Annotated in this window: 13 protein-coding genes; 8 read left to right on the forward strand and 5 right to left on the reverse strand. The window is 73.7% G+C overall.

Features of this window, described 5'->3' with window-relative positions:
• The first annotated feature begins 35 nt into the window (after positions 1–35).
• On the forward strand, positions 36–782 hold the full coding sequence (locus tag ACFWJ4_RS20875) for an SAM-dependent methyltransferase (RefSeq protein WP_380545903.1): 747 nt from the start codon (positions 36–38) through the stop codon (positions 780–782).
• A 111-nt stretch (positions 783–893) separates the two neighbouring features.
• On the opposite strand, the gene ACFWJ4_RS20880 is transcribed toward ACFWJ4_RS20875, so the two are convergent.
• The 3 genes from ACFWJ4_RS20880 to ACFWJ4_RS20890 form a co-directional block, all read right to left on the reverse strand.
• Positions 894–1,769: an alpha/beta fold hydrolase gene (locus ACFWJ4_RS20880; protein WP_380545905.1), complete on the reverse strand. Its 876-nt coding sequence runs from the start codon at positions 1,767–1,769 to the stop codon at positions 894–896.
• A gap of 118 nt (positions 1,770–1,887) precedes the next feature.
• Complete coding sequence (locus tag ACFWJ4_RS20885; RefSeq protein WP_380545907.1) at positions 1,888–2,562, reverse strand: thiol:disulfide interchange protein DsbA/DsbL; 675 nt, start codon at positions 2,560–2,562, stop codon at positions 1,888–1,890.
• 174 nt (positions 2,563–2,736) lie between these two features.
• Positions 2,737–4,011 carry a glycosyltransferase family 4 protein gene (locus ACFWJ4_RS20890; RefSeq protein ID WP_380545909.1) on the reverse strand — a complete coding sequence of 425 codons (1,275 nt, stop codon included), beginning with the start codon at positions 4,009–4,011 and terminating at the stop codon, positions 2,737–2,739.
• A gap of 446 nt (positions 4,012–4,457) precedes the next feature.
• On the opposite strand from ACFWJ4_RS20890, the gene mscL reads away from it, so the two are divergent.
• From mscL to ACFWJ4_RS20915, 5 genes are all read left to right on the forward strand, one after another.
• The gene (mscL, locus tag ACFWJ4_RS20895) at positions 4,458–4,904 is read left to right on the forward strand and encodes a large conductance mechanosensitive channel protein MscL (RefSeq protein ID WP_380353130.1); all 447 of its coding nucleotides are present in this window, start codon (positions 4,458–4,460) and stop codon (positions 4,902–4,904) included.
• Between the two features lie 460 nt (positions 4,905–5,364).
• Positions 5,365–6,144, forward strand: coding sequence for a DUF6643 family protein (locus ACFWJ4_RS20900; RefSeq protein ID WP_380545911.1), 780 nt, complete (start codon positions 5,365–5,367; stop codon positions 6,142–6,144).
• A gap of 196 nt (positions 6,145–6,340) precedes the next feature.
• Positions 6,341–7,216, forward strand: a complete 876-nt coding sequence (locus tag ACFWJ4_RS20905) for an MOSC domain-containing protein (RefSeq protein WP_380545913.1) — start codon at positions 6,341–6,343, stop codon at positions 7,214–7,216.
• Positions 7,217–7,553: 337 nt separating this feature from the next.
• A complete protein-coding gene (locus tag ACFWJ4_RS20910; RefSeq protein ID WP_380545915.1) occupies positions 7,554–10,055 on the forward strand; it encodes a right-handed parallel beta-helix repeat-containing protein in 2,502 nt (833 codons plus the stop codon).
• An 88-nt stretch (positions 10,056–10,143) separates the two neighbouring features.
• Positions 10,144–10,443: a DUF6191 domain-containing protein gene (locus ACFWJ4_RS20915; RefSeq protein WP_380545917.1), complete on the forward strand. Its 300-nt coding sequence runs from the start codon at positions 10,144–10,146 to the stop codon at positions 10,441–10,443.
• A gap of 142 nt (positions 10,444–10,585) precedes the next feature.
• On the opposite strand, the gene ACFWJ4_RS20920 is transcribed toward ACFWJ4_RS20915, so the two are convergent.
• Entirely contained in the window at positions 10,586–11,728 is a 1,143-nt protein-coding gene (locus ACFWJ4_RS20920; protein WP_380545919.1) for a PLP-dependent cysteine synthase family protein, read from the reverse strand.
• A gap of 158 nt (positions 11,729–11,886) precedes the next feature.
• Positions 11,887–13,167: an ROK family protein gene (locus tag ACFWJ4_RS20925; protein ID WP_380353122.1), complete on the reverse strand. Its 1,281-nt coding sequence runs from the start codon at positions 13,165–13,167 to the stop codon at positions 11,887–11,889.
• Positions 13,168–13,184: 17 nt separating this feature from the next.
• On the opposite strand from ACFWJ4_RS20925, the gene ACFWJ4_RS20930 reads away from it, so the two are divergent.
• Together ACFWJ4_RS20930 and ACFWJ4_RS20935 are read left to right on the forward strand one after the other, a co-directional pair.
• The gene (locus tag ACFWJ4_RS20930) at positions 13,185–14,468 is read left to right on the forward strand and encodes an MFS transporter (RefSeq protein ID WP_380545921.1); all 1,284 of its coding nucleotides are present in this window, start codon (positions 13,185–13,187) and stop codon (positions 14,466–14,468) included.
• A gap of 115 nt (positions 14,469–14,583) precedes the next feature.
• On the forward strand, positions 14,584–15,156 hold the full coding sequence (locus ACFWJ4_RS20935; protein WP_380545923.1) for a HutD family protein: 573 nt from the start codon (positions 14,584–14,586) through the stop codon (positions 15,154–15,156).
• The last annotated feature ends 6 nt before the right edge of the window (positions 15,157–15,162 follow it).

Here is a 15,162-nt window from a genome sequence, read left to right on the forward strand (position 1 = left end):
CTGCGCGGTGGGCCGACCCGTTCCATACTGCTCGGATGGACCGTCAGCAGATCTCCCGCCTCGCCCATGCCCGCCACCCGGTCGCGGCCCCGCTGGCGGACGAGTCGGTGGCCCGGTTGCTGGACCGCGCCACGGCCGGGACGGAGCGGGGCCGGGCCCTGGACCTGGGCTGTGGTGAGGGCACCTGGCTGCTCCGGACGCTGGCCGCCCGTCCGGGCTGGCGGGCGGTGGGCGTGGATCTGGACGCGGCCGCGCTGACCCGGGCCCGGGAGACCGCGACCGCGCTCGGTGTGGTTCGCCGGATCGGCCTGCACCACTTGGACGTACGGGAGTTCACCGCGAGGGAGCCGTTCGACCTGGTGCTGTGCGTCGGCGCCACCCACGCGTTCGGCGGTCTGCTGCCGACGCTCGCCGCGGCCCGCGAACTCCTGGCCCCGGGCGGCCGGTTGCTGGTCGGCGAAGGGTTCTGGCAGTGCGAGCCGTCGCAGCCGGCGCTGGACGGGCTGGGCGCCGCCCGGGAGGACTTCGCGGATCTGGCGACGACCACCGGCCGGGTCCTCGCGGACGGCTGGACGCCGGTGTTCGGTCACGTCAGCTCCGAACAGGAGTGGGACGACTACGAGTTCTCCTGGACGGGCTCGCTGGCCGAGTGGGCGCTGGATCACCCCGACCACCCGGGCGCGGCGGCCGCCCGCGAGGCCGCGGACCGGCACCGCACCGAGTGGCTGCACGGCTACCGGGGGACGCTCGGCTTCGTCACGTACCTGCTGCGCCGCGACTGACGACTGACGCGACTGAGGTGACCGGAACGACCACGACGGCCGAAGCCGCGGAAGCCTCCGGCCCCGTTGGAGCGTTCGGAGCGGCCGGGTTCCCGCCGCCCGGGCGATCGGCTACTTCGGGATCCGCGCGAGGAAGTCGTCGATCAGCGGGGCGATTTCGGGCAGCTTCTCCTCCAGGGCGAAGTGCCCGGTGTCGAACAGGTGCAGCTCGGCCCGGGGCAGGTCGCGCAGGTAGGCGCGGGCGCCGGCTTCGGTGAAGAACGGGTCGCCCAGGCCCCAGAGCACCAGAGCGGGCGGCTGGTCGGCGCGCAGCCAGGCCTGCCAGGCGGGGTAGAGATCGACGTTGGAGAAGTAGTCGAGGGCGAGTTCGACCTGGATGTCCTTGCGGCCGGGCAGGTCGAGGAAGTGCTGGTCGAGCGTCCAGCCGTCGGGGGCGATCAGGCTCGGGTCGCCTGTGCCGCCCTCGTACTGGTCGCGGGTGACGTCCAGGGTGAGGATCGAGCGGGCGGCCTGCTCGGCACCCGGCACGCCGCGCTTGTTGGCGATGAACTCCCGCGCCTGGTCGGAGAGTCCCTCCTCGTAGGCGTTGCCGTTCTGGATCACCAGGCCGGTGATCCACTCCGGGTGCCGGGTGGCCAGGCGCAGGCCGACGGGGGCGCCGAAGTCGAAGACGTACAGCGCGAAGCGGTCCAGGCCGAGGGCGAGGCAGAACCCCTCGATCACCTCGGCGAGGCTGTCGAAGCGGTACGTGAAGGTGCCGGGCGCGGGGCTGTCGCTGTGGCCGAACCCGGGGTAGTCGGGGGCTATCAGGCGGTAGCGGGTGCCGAGCGCGTCGAGCAGCCGGGCGTACTGGTGGGAGGACGACGGGAAGCCGTGCAGCAGCAGGAGCACGGGCGCGTCTGCCGGGCCGGTTTCGCGGTAGAAGACGCGCAGGCCGTCGACGTCGACGTGGCGGTGGTGGACGTGCGGGATCGTCAGCTCGCTCATGCTAACCATTAAACAGCATATGAACGGTTAGGCAAGGTCCTTGTCCGGCAAACCGCTTGCCGGACAAGGCACATGTGCGAGCTGATCCGATGTCACCGACGTGGCCGGGAGGCCCGGCTCAGTGGCGGTGCTGCCGCTCCTGCTGCACCAGGTGGTCGAGCACCTCGGGCATCGCCTCGACCCCGCCGGCCTGGGTCGGCGAGGTACGGTACTCGCCCTGGACGACAACCGTCGGCAGCTCGTTGATGCCGTAGCGGGTGAAGGCGGCGGCGGCCTCGTCGACCGACCGGCTCACCGCGGCCGAGCGGTAGGCCCGGCCGAACGCCTGGGCGTCGACTCCGTTGCGCACGGCCCAGTCGGTGGCGGTGGCCTCGGTGGTGAGGTCGAGCCCCTCGTTGTGCACGGCTCGGAACACGCTGGTCTGGAGGCGGCCGACCAGGCCGAGCCGGTCCAGCGCGTAGTACAGCCGGGCGTGGCCGCGTTGCACGGCCTCGTCCTGGCTGCCGGGCCAGACGGCCGGGACGCGGCGCAGCACGACATCGGCGCGGTGCTTCTCCGCCCAGGCCTGCAAAGGCTGTTCGAGCGCCTGGGAGTGGCCGCAGTCGTACCAGAAGAATTCGACCGCCTCGGTCCGGGCGCTCACGCGCACCGGTTGCAGGTGGTCGAGTTCGACGAACTTGGCGCCCTCGGCAGGGGATTGGTGGGACATCGCGCCGGCCTGGACGGGGGACGCGGCAATCCCGACGGCGACGGCGAGCAGGACGGTGGACCGCAGCAGCGACTTCGAGTTCACACCGGGCAGTGTGCTGGCGACGGTTCGCTACCGGCCGGTTGCTGCGGCGCAGGCAGGGCCGGATTCGCTCGATCGGCGCACCCGGGCCCGCGCCCGTTGACGGGACGGACCACCCGACAGGGCCAACAGAACCGACGTGCTCGGCGGGCCCGCGGGACCGGGGTGCGCGGCGGGTCAGCCGGCGGCCTCCGGGCCCGCCGTCCACACCTCGGCGACCAGGTGCTGCCAGGCGTCCACGACGGCACCCAGCTCGAAGTGCTCCAGCGCGTGCGCCCGGGCCGCCGCGCCCAGGCCCGCCCGGTTGACCGCCAGCACCTTGCCCAGCGCCTCGGCGAGGGCGAGCGGGTCCCCGGGGGCGACCACCGCGCCGGTCGCACCGTCCCGGACCACCTCGCGCACCCAGCCGACGTCAGTGGCCACAGCGGGCACCCCGGCCAGCGCCGCCTCGATCAGCGCGCCGGGCACGCCCTCGCTGTCACTGGTCAGCAGCAGCGCGTCGGCGGCGCGGTAGAGCGGGGCCGGGTCGGACAGCGGGCCGAGGAAGTGGGCGCGGGCGGCGGCCGGGTGGCGGGCCAGCGCCTCGCGCAGCGGCCCGTCCCCGGCGACGGCGAGCCGGACGTCGGGCAGCCGGTCGAGCACGTCGAGGGCGAGGTCGAGCCGCTTCTCGGGAGCTATCGCCCCGATCCAGGCGACCAGCAGCACGTCGGCCGGCAGGCCCAGCGCGTGCCGCGCGGCCCTCCGGTCGTCCCGGCCGTCGGCTGGCGGATAGCTCTCCGCGGCACGGGAGTTGGGGATCACGTGGACCTTGCCCTCGGGCAGCCGGAACTGCTCCTCCAGAACGACGCGCGCCTCGTCGGTGAGGGTGGTGACGGCGGCCGCGCGGTGCATCAGCGCGCCGCCGCGCACCCGGCGCAGCCGGTTGGCGGTCCAGTAGCGCGGGTGGCCGACCGAGACGTAGACGAAGGGCGTACGGGTCCCGGCCAGGGCGAGGGCGCAGGCGGCCAGGGTGTCCGAGCCGTGGGCGAGCACCACGTCGGCGGCGCGCGAGGCGGCGCGCAGCGCCCGCAGGGTGCTCGGGTGCAACCGGCCGGGGCCCAGCACGGCGGCGGAGCGCAACCCGGAGGCGGCGGAGCAGTCCACGGAGGCCCGGTCGGCGGAGTCGGGGCCCCGGTCGGTGGAATCGGGAGCCCGGCCCGCGGAATCGGAACCCCCGTCCCCGGAGCCGGAGTCGGGACCCGGATCCGCACAGTCCCGCCTCGACTCGACGGGGCCGGGGTGGACGGCCGGATGCGGGGCGAGGGCGCACAGCGCGGAGGACTGCCCCCGACGGCCCAGTTCCCGGTGGAGGTCACGGGCGAAGTTCTGTGCGCCGCCACGGCGTGAGTCGCTGATCAGATGCAGGACACGCGGACGGTTTCCGGCCGGATCGGCCGACAAATGGTCGGGCATGGACCGACCTTGGCACAGTGCTCCGTCCGGTACATCCCCTTCGCGCAACCTGATGGTGGCCCATCCGCCCGCACTTGTACACCCGATGTGCGCCACGGGGCCGCCGTCGTGCGCCGGATGCGACCACTGTGCGCCCCGCCTCGCCCCCTGCCGCGCTCCGGTTCACCCCGTCGCGCCGGGTCGGCGCCGTCCCGGGTCGGCGTGTGCCGGTGTCACATGCGCTTTCGCACAGCGCGGTTGAGCCGGGTGCTCGACCGCCGAAAGGCCGGTACGCGGAGCGCCCCCACCCCGCCCGGCCGGTCGGGGCCGGGCCCCGCGGCGGTTACCCGATTCGGGTGAACGCGGTTGGACCTCGACCCGGGCCGCTCGGCAGGATGTGCGGCCGGGGGCGGCACCCGCCGTGCCGCCCCATCTCCCCCTTCCTCGTACGGATTTGGAGTCACCCGGTGTTCAAGGGATTCCGCAGCTTCCTGCTGCGCGGAAACGTGGTGGACCTCGCGGTCGGCATCGTGATCGGCGCGGCCTTCACCGCGGTCGTCACCGGGTTCGTCAGCGCCTTCCTCACTCCGCTGGTCGGCGTCGCGTCCGGTGCCGTCGGCGACTTCACCCAGAAGACCTTCGACGTGGCCGGCACCCGGTTCCCGTACGGCCTCTTCGTCAACGCGGTCATCGGCTTCGTGCTGACCGCGGCCGTCATCTACTTCGCCGTGGTGCTGCCGGTCGGCAAGCTCCAGGCACGCTTCGAATCGGCCAAGCCCGCGCCGGCCTCGAAGGTGGACTGCCCGGAGTGCCTGAGCCCGATCCCGGCCGCCGCGACCCGGTGCTCCTTCTGCACCTCCGAGGTCGGCAAGCCGGCCCTGCCCGCGCAGGCCCAGGCGCTGCAGTCGCACTGACCGCCGGGACCGGGCCGGCACCCGTCCGGCACTGGGTCGGAACCCGGGCGGCCCCTGGCCGCCGACGCAGGTCACGGGCCAACGGCGCAGGTCACGGGCAGGTCGCAGGCCTGAATCGAACGCCCGGAGAACTGACGGGAATTTTATTCCCGAAACATTCACGAGCCTCCGCCGCCCCCACGGCGGGGGCTCGAATGCGCCCGCGTACGCCCCGTCCGGAAAAAGTTTCTCCGCAGGGCCCCCGACCGTCTACCGGCCGGTCACCACAAGGCCTTCCGGCGACTCCGTCCGGCGACCGTTCGACCACTGACGGGGCGCCAAGGTTGTCCGGAACCGGACGCCGGAATGTCCGTCTTTCCTACTTTCGAAACCTTTGTGCGAGCGAAGACTGTGTAAACACTCGAACTGCTCCCCCTCCCGCTCTCCTCAGCAGGCGCGTTGTGGGCTTACCGTATGGCCCATGACCTCGCCCCGCTCCTACGACGGAGTCGGCTACCCCTCTCCGTCCTTCTCCTCCGGCACGCCGATCTACGACAGCCTCGTGGCTGAGCGCGGCGTCCCCCAGATCGCGCCCATCAACGTGCCGGCCGCCCTGCCGCCGGCACTGTCGTCCGGTTACGGATCCGGCCCCGGCCAGTCCTACGAGAACCGCTACGGCAACGGGTACGAGAACGCCGGCAGCAACCTCCCCGCGCTGCCGCCCGCCCGCCTCGCCCTGGGCCCCGGCCCGAGCAGCGGTCCCTCCGCCGGCCCCGCCACGGCGTACATCCCCGCGCAGCCCGCGCCGGCGTACGCCGCTCCCCAGCCGCCGGTCCCCGGCTACGGCGCCCCCCAGCCGTACCAGCGACCGCAGCCCGGCGCCCCCGCCTTCGCCCAGGCCACCGGCGGCGGTTACCAGCCGACCGGCGGCCAGAGCTTCGGCGGCCAGAACACCTTCATCGGCGCCCAGGGCGGCCAGCAGACCTTCGGCGCGCAGCAGCCCGGCGGCCAGGGCGGTTTCGGCCAGGGCCAGCCCGCCGGTCCGCAGAGCTTCGGCGGCCCGCAGTCCTTCGGCGGGCCGGGCGCCGGCGGCCCCGGCCTCCAGGGTCAGGGCGGCGACCAGTCCTTCGGCGGCGCCCAGCTGCGCCCGGCCATGGCGCCGGTCGCGCCGGTCCGCCCGATGCAGCCGCAGCGCCCGGGCCCGTACGGCGAGCCCGGCCAGTTCCAGGGCGGCTACCAGCCGCAGGGCCAGGGCTACTGAGCCACTGCCGCCCCGAGGCCGTCCCCCACACGGCCCGAACCCGCACCACCTGAGCACCACCCGGCGCCCCGTGCGCCGGGCGAACGGAGAAACGGGTCATCCACGGACCGCCCGGCACGCCCCCACGGCGTCCGGGCGGTCCGTGCGCATCCGGGGTCCCTCCCTGCGGGCCGGGACCGGCTGGCAGGATGGGGGAATGCAGCTCACCGGACTCCACGTCTACCCCGTCAAGTCGATGTACCGCCTGAGCCCGGACACCGCAGTGGTCCAACCGTGGGGCCTGGCCGGAGACCGCCGCTGGATGCTCGCCGACGCGACCGGACGGTTCGTCAGCCAGCGCGAGAACGCGGCCCTCGGACAGGTCCGCGCCGAACTGCTGCCCGAAGGCGCCCTCGGCCTGACCGCCCCGGACGGCTCCCGGATCGAGGTCACCGCCCCCGCCGTCGCGGCCGGCGACCCGCTCGCCGACGTCGAGGTCTGGGGCACCCGCTTCCACGCCGCCGAGGCCGACAAGGAGACGCACCAGTGGATCGCCGAGCACCTCGGCGACTACCGCCTGGTGCACCTGGACGACCCGCGCGCCCGGCCGGTCGACCCGGAGTACGGCCGGCCCGACGACAAGGTCTCGATGGCCGACGGCTTCCCGCTGCTGCTCACCACCACCGCCTCCCTGGACCGGCTCAACGAGCTGATCGCCACCGAGAACCCCGACGGCCACGAGACCCTGCCGATGGAACGTTTCCGCCCGAACGTGGTGGTCGGCGGCGCCGAACCGTGGGCCGAGGACACCTGGAGCAGGATCCGGATCGGCTCGGTCACCTTCAAGGTGGTCAAGCCCTGCGGCCGCTGCGTGATCACCACCACCGACCAGGAGACCGGCGAGCGGCGCGGCAAGGAACCGCTGCGCACCCTGGCCCGGCACCACCGGCTGCTGCGCAAGGCCGCGTTCGGGCAGAACCTGATCCCCGAGCGGCCGGCCGGCGTCGAGGGCGACGCGCTCGGCACGCTGCGGCTGGGCGACGAGGTCGAGGTGCTGGAGGACGGGGCGCACTGGCCTGCCGACGGGCGCTGAGCGCGTGGGCGGGCAGGCGGGTAGGCGGCACCGGGATTCCGCGGGGCGGGCCGTGCCGACCGCCCGTGCCGAACGCCCGCGTCGGCCACCGTTCCGACCTCCCGTCCCAACCTCCCGTGCGACTTCGCGAGCCGACCCGAGCGGAACCACCTCTGTGCGCGCTCGTTGAAACAAGTGGTCGGAACCTGTGGCGGCGCTGAACGCTACCGGTGTCCGCGCGACCGCGGGCGGCCGGACCACCCACGTGGGCGCGCTACGGTGGGCGGACGGCCCGCGCACCCCCGCGCGTACGGCCCGTTGATCGCCGGCTCGACGAAGGTGGGGACGACAGACCGTCATGGCTGAGCACAGGGTCCGAGTCACCCAGGACAGCGCATCCCGCTGGCGTCGCCGCGCGGGAGAGTACGACACGCTCGCGGAGGCCCTCGCCGCCGCCGAACCCGGCGACACCGTGACCGTTCGTCCGGGCACCTTCCGGGAGAACGTGCTCCTGGACAAGCCCGTGACGCTCGTCCCGGCCCAGGGCCCGGGGACGGTCCGGATCGACCCGCCCTCCGGCGTGGCGCTCACCGTGACCGCCGCCGCAACCGTACGCGACCTGGTCGTCGAGGGCGGCGACAGCTCCACCCCCGCCGTCCTGGTCACCGGGCCGGAGGCGACACCCTCCTTCAGCGGCTGCCGGATCGAGACCCGCTCGGCCACCGGGATCGAGATCACCGACGGCGCCCGGCCGACCCTGCGCGGCTGCGTGGTCACCAACCCGGGCGGGCTCGGGCTCCGCCTGCGCGGCGCGGACACCGCCGCCGCCTTCGAGGACTGCGAGGTCGCCGCCGCCGGCCAGGCCGGACTGGCGGTCCTCGGCGGCGCCACCGCGGCCCTGGACCGCTGCCGCGTCCACCACGCCTCCGGCGCCGGCGTCCTGCTCTCCGACCCCGGCAGCGCGGCCGAGCTGACCGGCTGCGAGATCTACGAGATCCGCGGCAGCGGCGTGCAGGCCGAGGCGCAGGCGGGCGGGCGGCTGATCGACTGCGAGATCCACCGGGTCACCGGCAACGGCCTGACCCTGGACGGCGAGGCCGAGCTGGTGCTCACCGGCTGTCGGGTGCACGACCTGCCGGAGAACGGCGCCGACCTGCGCGGACGCGCCCGACTGAGCCTCGCGAACAGCACCGTCCGGGACTTCGGGCGCGGGGCGCTCTCGGTCTGGGACCAGGGCACCGAGGCCGTCGCCGAGTCCTGCCAGATCCACAGCTCGACCGGCGAGTACCCGGCGCTGTGGGTCAGCGACGGCGCCCGGCTGACCCTCACCGACTGCTCGCTGCACGACCTGCCGGACGCCCTGTTCGTCCTCGACCGGGACTCCGCCGCCACCGCCGAGGGCTGCTCGTTCAGCCGGATCCGCAGTTCGGCGGTCTCGGTCAGCGGCGGAGCCACCGTCTCCCTCGCCTCCTGCCGGGTGCAGGAGGCGGGCACCGGGCTCTGGTTCCGCGACCACGGCAGCGGCGGACTCCTCACCGACTGCGAGATCTCCGACGTGGCCACCGGCGTGATCGTCACCAAGGGCGCCGACCCGGTGGTGCGCGACTGCACCGTACGGGCCAGCACGGACGCCGGGGTGTACGTCTCGGCGCAGGGGCGGGGCACCTTCGAGGACTGCCGGGTCTCCCAGGGCAAGGGCTTCGGCTTCCACATCATCGACGGCTGCCGGACCCAGCTCATCCGGTGCCGGGCGGAGCACAACCAGCGGACCGGGTTCGAGTTCTCCGAACCGGGACCGGTCACGGAGGGGTGCATCTCGGACGATGTCGCGGCCGCTCCGGCGCCGGCCGCCCCCGCCACCCCCGGTGGCGGTGCGGGACCGGGGCGCGGGTCCGGACCGGCGTCCGGGCGCGGGCCGGGGCTGGGCTCGTCCTTCGGACCCCCCGACGTACCGGCGCCGCGCACGGCCCAACTGGCCTCGGTGGCACCAGTGTTGGCACCGCCGGCGGGCGGCTCGGCGACCATCTCGCCGATCCCGGACTGCCGGCCGGCCGAGGAAGCGCTCGCCGAGCTGGACTCCCTGGTCGGACTGGCCACGGTCAAGCAGGAGGTGCGCACGCTGATCGACCTGATCTCGGTCGGCCGTCGCCGCCGCCAGGCCGGACTCAAGGCGCCCTCGCTGCGCCGGCACCTGGTCTTCACCGGGGCACCGGGCACCGGCAAGACCACCGTCGCCCGGCTCTACGGCGAGATCCTCGCCTCGCTCGGGGTGCTCCAGCGCGGGCACCTGGTCGAGGTGGCCCGAGTGGACCTGGTCGGCGAGCACATCGGCTCCACCGCGATCCGCACCGCGGCCGCCTTCGACCGGGCACGCGGCGGGGTGCTCTTCATCGACGAGGCGTACGCGCTCGCACCCGAGGACGGGGCACGGGACTTCGGGCGCGAGGCGATCGACACCCTGGTCAAGCTGATGGAGGACCACCGGGACGAGGTGGTCGTCATCGTGGCGGGCTACACCGCCGAGATGGAGCGTTTCCTCTCCGCCAACCCCGGTGTCTCCTCCCGCTTCTCCCGCACCATCGGCTTCCCCGACTACACGGCGGACGAACTGCTGGAGATCGCCAGGGCGCAGTGCGCCGAGCACGAGTACGCGCTCTCCGAGGACACGGAGAAGTCGCTGCTGGAACACTTCGGCGGGCTGGAGCGCGGGCCCAACTTCGGCAACGGGCGCACCGCACGGCAGGTCTTCGAGACCATGGTCGAGCGGCACGCGGTGCGGATCGCCCACCTCGCGAACCCGTCCACGGAGGAACTCCAGCTGCTCGTCCCGGCCGACCTGCCGACGGCGCCGCTGCCGTAGCGGCGGCGGCTGGGGCAGGGAGCAGGGAGCAGGCTGGCAGCGTCGCGGCAGGGGAACTCGTCGGCCGTACCGGGCCGTTGAGGCAGACATGGGTGTGCTGCTGACGGGCGCGGCGGGCGGGTTGCTGCTGCCGGCCGGACTGGTCGTGGTGTTCTTCCTGGGCGCGGTGGTGCGGCGGATGCGCGCCCGCCCGACGGCGGAAGCGGGCGGCGGACGCGGTGCGGGTGCGACCGCCACGGAGGAACTGCACGCGCTGCTCTACCCGGGCAAGCGGGTGCAGCTGGAGCAGCGGCGGGTCGAACTGGTACTGCGGGACGACGAGCACGACGGCGCACCGAAGCGTACGGGGATCGACCTCGCGGGCGGCCGGGCGGTCATCCGGCGGTGACGGCCTCGGGTCTCGGGTTGACGGCCGAGGGCGAACAGGCGAGGGCGAACAGGCGACAGACAACAGATGTCAGATAACAGATGATGAAATCTGTCAGCTGACAGTTGTCATCCGTCGGCCCTCGACTGTCCGCCCGCCGGGCTCAGCCCACCCAGGCACCGCCCGCGAGGAAGGACTCCAGCGCCGCCCGGTACGGCGCGATGTCGATCCGCTCGCCCGCCAGCCAGTCGTCGGAGTAGTACTTGTCCAGGTAGCGGTCCCCCGGGTCGCAGATCAGGCCGACCACGCTGCCCGTCCGCCCGTCCGCGCGCATCTCGGCGACGATCCGCAGCGCACTCCACAGGCCCGTCCCGGTGGAGGCACCCGCCTTCTTGCCGAGCACCCGCTCCAGCACCCGTACGGCGGCGATCGACGCGGCGTCCGGCACCCTCATCATCCGGTCGATCGCCCCCGGGACGAAGCTCGGCTCCATCCGCGGCCGTCCGATGCCCTCGATCCGCGAGCCGCTCTCGCAGACGGCGTCCGGGTCGTGGTGCACCCAGCCGTCGAAGAAGCAGGAGTTCTCCGGGTCCGCGACGCAGATCCGGGTGTCGTACTGCATGTAGTGGACGAACCGGGCGATGGTCGCCGAGGTGCCGCCGGTACCGGCGGTGGCCACGATCCAGGCCGGCTCGGGGTGCGGCTCCAGGCGCAGCTGGGCGAAGACCGACTCGGCGATGTTGTTGTTTCCGCGCCAGTCGGTGGCCCGCTCGGCATAGGTGAACTGGTCCATGTAGTGCCCGCCGGTCTCCTCGGCGAGCCGGGCGGAGGCCTCGTACACCTCGTCCGAGCGCTCGACCAGGTGACACTCACCGCCATGGAACTGGATCAGGTCGATCTTGGCCTGGCTGGTGCTCTTGGCCATCACGGCGATGAACGGCACGCCGATGAGCTGGGCGAAGTAGGCCTCGGAGACGGCGGTGGAGCCACTGGAGGCCTCGATCACCGGCTTGCCGGGCCGGATCCAGCCGTTGCAGAGCCCGTAGAGGAAGAGCGAGCGGGCCAGGCGGTGCTTGAGCGAGCCGGTCGGGTGGGTGGACTCGTCCTTGAGGTAGAGGTCGATCCCCCACTGAGCGGGCAGCGGGAAGCGCAGCAGGTGGGTGTCGGCGGAGCGGTTGGCGTCGGCCTGGACCTTGCGCACCGCCTCCTTGAGCCAGGCGCGGTACTCCGGGTCGGAGCGGTCGACGTCGACGGTCGGCTCGATGCCGGGCTCGATGCGGGGGTGGGTGCCGCGCTGGGTGCTCATGGTCGCTGTCTCCCTCGTAGTGACCCCCCACTGCTCACTACGAGTGTATGAGAGTCACGATAAGTGACCGTTTTCGCAGTCCCAGCTTCCGCTTATCGCCTTGATCGCCCTGTCGCCCCCGATCGCCCTCTTTTGCCCTCTATTGCCCTCAATCGCCGTCAGGGCAGAACCGGCACCGACTGCGGATCCGCCAGGTACGGCCCCCAGCCCAGCTCGGCCGCGCCCGCGAGCGCGCCGTGCGCCAGCTCCGCGCCGACGATCGGCACCCGGCCGCTGCGCCCCCACAGGCTGCGCTCGGCGACCACCGACCGCAGCCGGTCGGGCGCGGCGTCCAGCAGGTGGAGGTGCAGCCCGCTGAGGACCACCCGGTCGGGGTTGAGGATGTTGGCGACGCCCGCCAGGCCGAGCCCGAGCCGGTCGATGACGTGCTCCACCGCCGCCCGCGCCCGGTCGTCCGTCGCGGCCGCCCGGCACAGCTCGCGCGCCTGGTCGAGCAGCGGGCGCCCCGGCTCCGGGGTGAGTCCGGCGGCGGCGAACAGTGCGTCGGGGTCGGTCTCGGAGTTGAGGCAACCCCGGTTGCCGCACTTGCACGGTCGGCCCTGCGGGTCGACGGTGAGGTGGCCGACCTCCAGTGCCAGGCCGGCGCTGCCGGTGTGCAGGTGGCCGTCGATGACCAGCGCACCACCGACGCCGCGGTGGCCGGACGTGACGAAGAGCAGGTGGCGGGCGCCTCGGCCGGCACCGTGCCGGTACTCGGCGAGCGCGGCCAGGTTGGCGTCGTTGGCGATCGCGGTGGGCAGCGGGCGCATCGCCCTGGGACCGTGGTCGGCGCGTCCGACCTCGACGTCGTACAGGTCGGCGACCGGGGTGCCGCTGGGCCAGGCGAAGTGCAGCGCGGCGAGGGCGGCACCGTCCGGCTCGGTGACCGGGTTGGGCAGCGCGAGGGCGGCACCCAGACAGCGACGGTCGGTCGCGCGGGCCAGCTCGGCGCCCGCCACGGCGACGGCGCGCAGCATCCGGACCGGGTCGGTGGCGGCGGGCAGCGGCAGATGGACGGGCGGGTCGAGCAGTCCGCCGAGGCCGGCCAGAGTGACGCTCAGTCCGTCGGCGTGGATCTGCCCGGCGACCACGACCGGGCCCTGCGGGTCGATCGCGAGCCGGTGCGAGGGGCGGCCGCGGCCGCCGCCCGCCGGGCGCGAGTCGACGGTGATCAGGCCGAGCGCCTCCAGTTCGGCGGTGACCGCGCCGGCCGTGGCCCGGGTGACGTCCAGTGCCCGGGTGAGCGCCGAACGGGTCGGCGTCTGGCCGGTGTGGATCAGGGAAAGCGCAGGACCCAGCAGCGTCCGGCCCCGGTCGGGCGCGGCGCGGCGGTGACTGTCGCGCTGCGCGTCGGAGTCGGTTCCGGTACCGGGCCTCGGGCTTGATGGTGAGAGCTGCACGCCCCTATTGTGACTTTGTGTCGCTTCGAAACAAAATCGGTCCACTCGCGCGCCCGAACCATCATCCCTCCTCCCAGTCTCGCAGCACACCCCCGGCGGCCGACAGCCCCTGGGGGGCCGCACGTGTCGCCCTCACCGCGTTCTTCGCCATCGACGGCTTCCTCTTCGCCGCCTGGGTCGTCCGCATCCCCGACATCCGCAGGCAGGTCGACGCCTCGCACAGCGCCCTCGGGCTCGCCCTGCTCTGCCTCTCCGTCGGCGCCGTCCTCACCATGCCGATGATCGGCCGGCTCTGCCTGCGGTACGGCTCGCGCCCGGTCACCGTCGGCTCGCTCGCCCTGCTCAGCCTCGCCGTCCTGCTGCCCGCCCACACCCACTCGGTCACCGCGCTCGGCGGGGCGCTGCTGCTGTTCGGCGCGGGGTACGGCGGGGCCAACGTCGCGATGAACAGCGCCGCCGTCGACCTGGTCGCGCAGCTGCGGCGGCCCGTGATGCCCAGCTTCCACGCCGGGTACAGCTTCGGCGGGCTGGCCGGCACCGGGGTCAGCGGACTCCTCGCCGGCCCGCTGAGCACCGCGTGGGCGCTCGCCCTCAGCGCCGCACTGGGCATGGCCGTCACGGTCGGCGCGGGAATCGTCCTGCTGCGCAGCCCGGCGGCGGCAGCCGTCGCACCGAATCGTTCGGGCCGTGCGGGCCGTGCCGCGGAGTCGTCCGGCACCGCGACGGCGGATGCCGGCTCGGCCCGCGCCCGCACCCGGCTGCTCGTCCTGCTGCTCGGCCTCACCGCGCTCTGCACCGCGTACGGCGAGGGCGCGGTCGCCGACTGGGCCACCCTCCACCTCACCGACGACGTCCGTGCGAGCTCCGTGGTGGCCGCCACCGGCTACGGCGCGTACGCGTTCGCGATGGCCGGCGGGCGCGTCAGCGGTACCTGGCTGTCCATCAGGCTCGGCCAGAACCGGCTGATGCTGCTCGGTGGGCTGACGGCGGCCGTCGGCATGCTGATCGCCGCCCTGGCACCGGTGGTGCCGGTCGCGATCTGCGGGTTCGTCCTGGTCGGCCTCGGCCTGGCCAACCTCTTCCCGCTCGCCATCGCCCGGGCCGGCGAGGCCGGTGGGCCGCAGGGCGTCGCGTTCGCCTCCTCGCTCGGCTACGGAGGGATGCTGATCGGCCCGGTGGTGATCGGCTTCCTCGCCGACGCCGCCGGGCTGCCACTGGCCCTCACCACCGTGACGCTCGCGGCCACGGTGGCGGCGCTCCTGCCACTGTCGGTCGGGCGGCGGGTGACAGCCGACAGGTGACAACCGACAGCCGACGGATGACAGATGACAGATGACAGATGACAGATGATGAAATCTGTCATCCGTCATCCGCTGCCCGCTGTCCGCCGTCCGCCATGTGACAGGATGCGGGGCCATGACGAGCAGCGAAGGCTTCCAGGTACTGCGGGCGAGCGAGCGCCCGGCGACGGCGTGGCTCAACGGCGGCGGCGTGACCAGGGAGGTCGCCGGGTTCCCCGCCGGAGCCGGGCTGGACGCTTTCGACTGGCGGGTCAGCCTCGCGGACGTCGCCTCGGCCGGGCCGTTCTCCCCGTTTCCCAGGATCGACCGGGTGATCACCCTGGTCGAGGGCTCCGGCATGGCACTCACCGTCGACGGCGCCGAGCGGCTGGTCGACGCGCCGTTCCGGCCGTTCGCCTTCTCCGGCGACGCCACCACCGACTGCCGCCTGCTGGCCGGCCCGGTGGTGGACTTCAATGTGATGACGCGCCGCGGACGGGTCGAGGCCACGGTGGAGCTGGCCACCACGGCCTCCGCGGTCGACGTCCCGGTCGGAGGCACCGGCCTCCTGGTCTGCCTCGCCGGCACGGCCTCCGTCGACGGCGTCGAACTCACCCGCTACGACGCCGCGTTGCTCCATGCCCCGGGCACGTACGCGCTGCACCCGAGCGGCACCACCGCCGTCGTCGGCTTCCGCACCACCCCCTGACAGCGG

This window comes from Kitasatospora sp. NPDC127067 (assembly GCF_042724755.1).
GTDB classification, from domain to species: Bacteria; Actinomycetota; Actinomycetes; order Streptomycetales; family Streptomycetaceae; genus Kitasatospora; species Kitasatospora lactacystinica.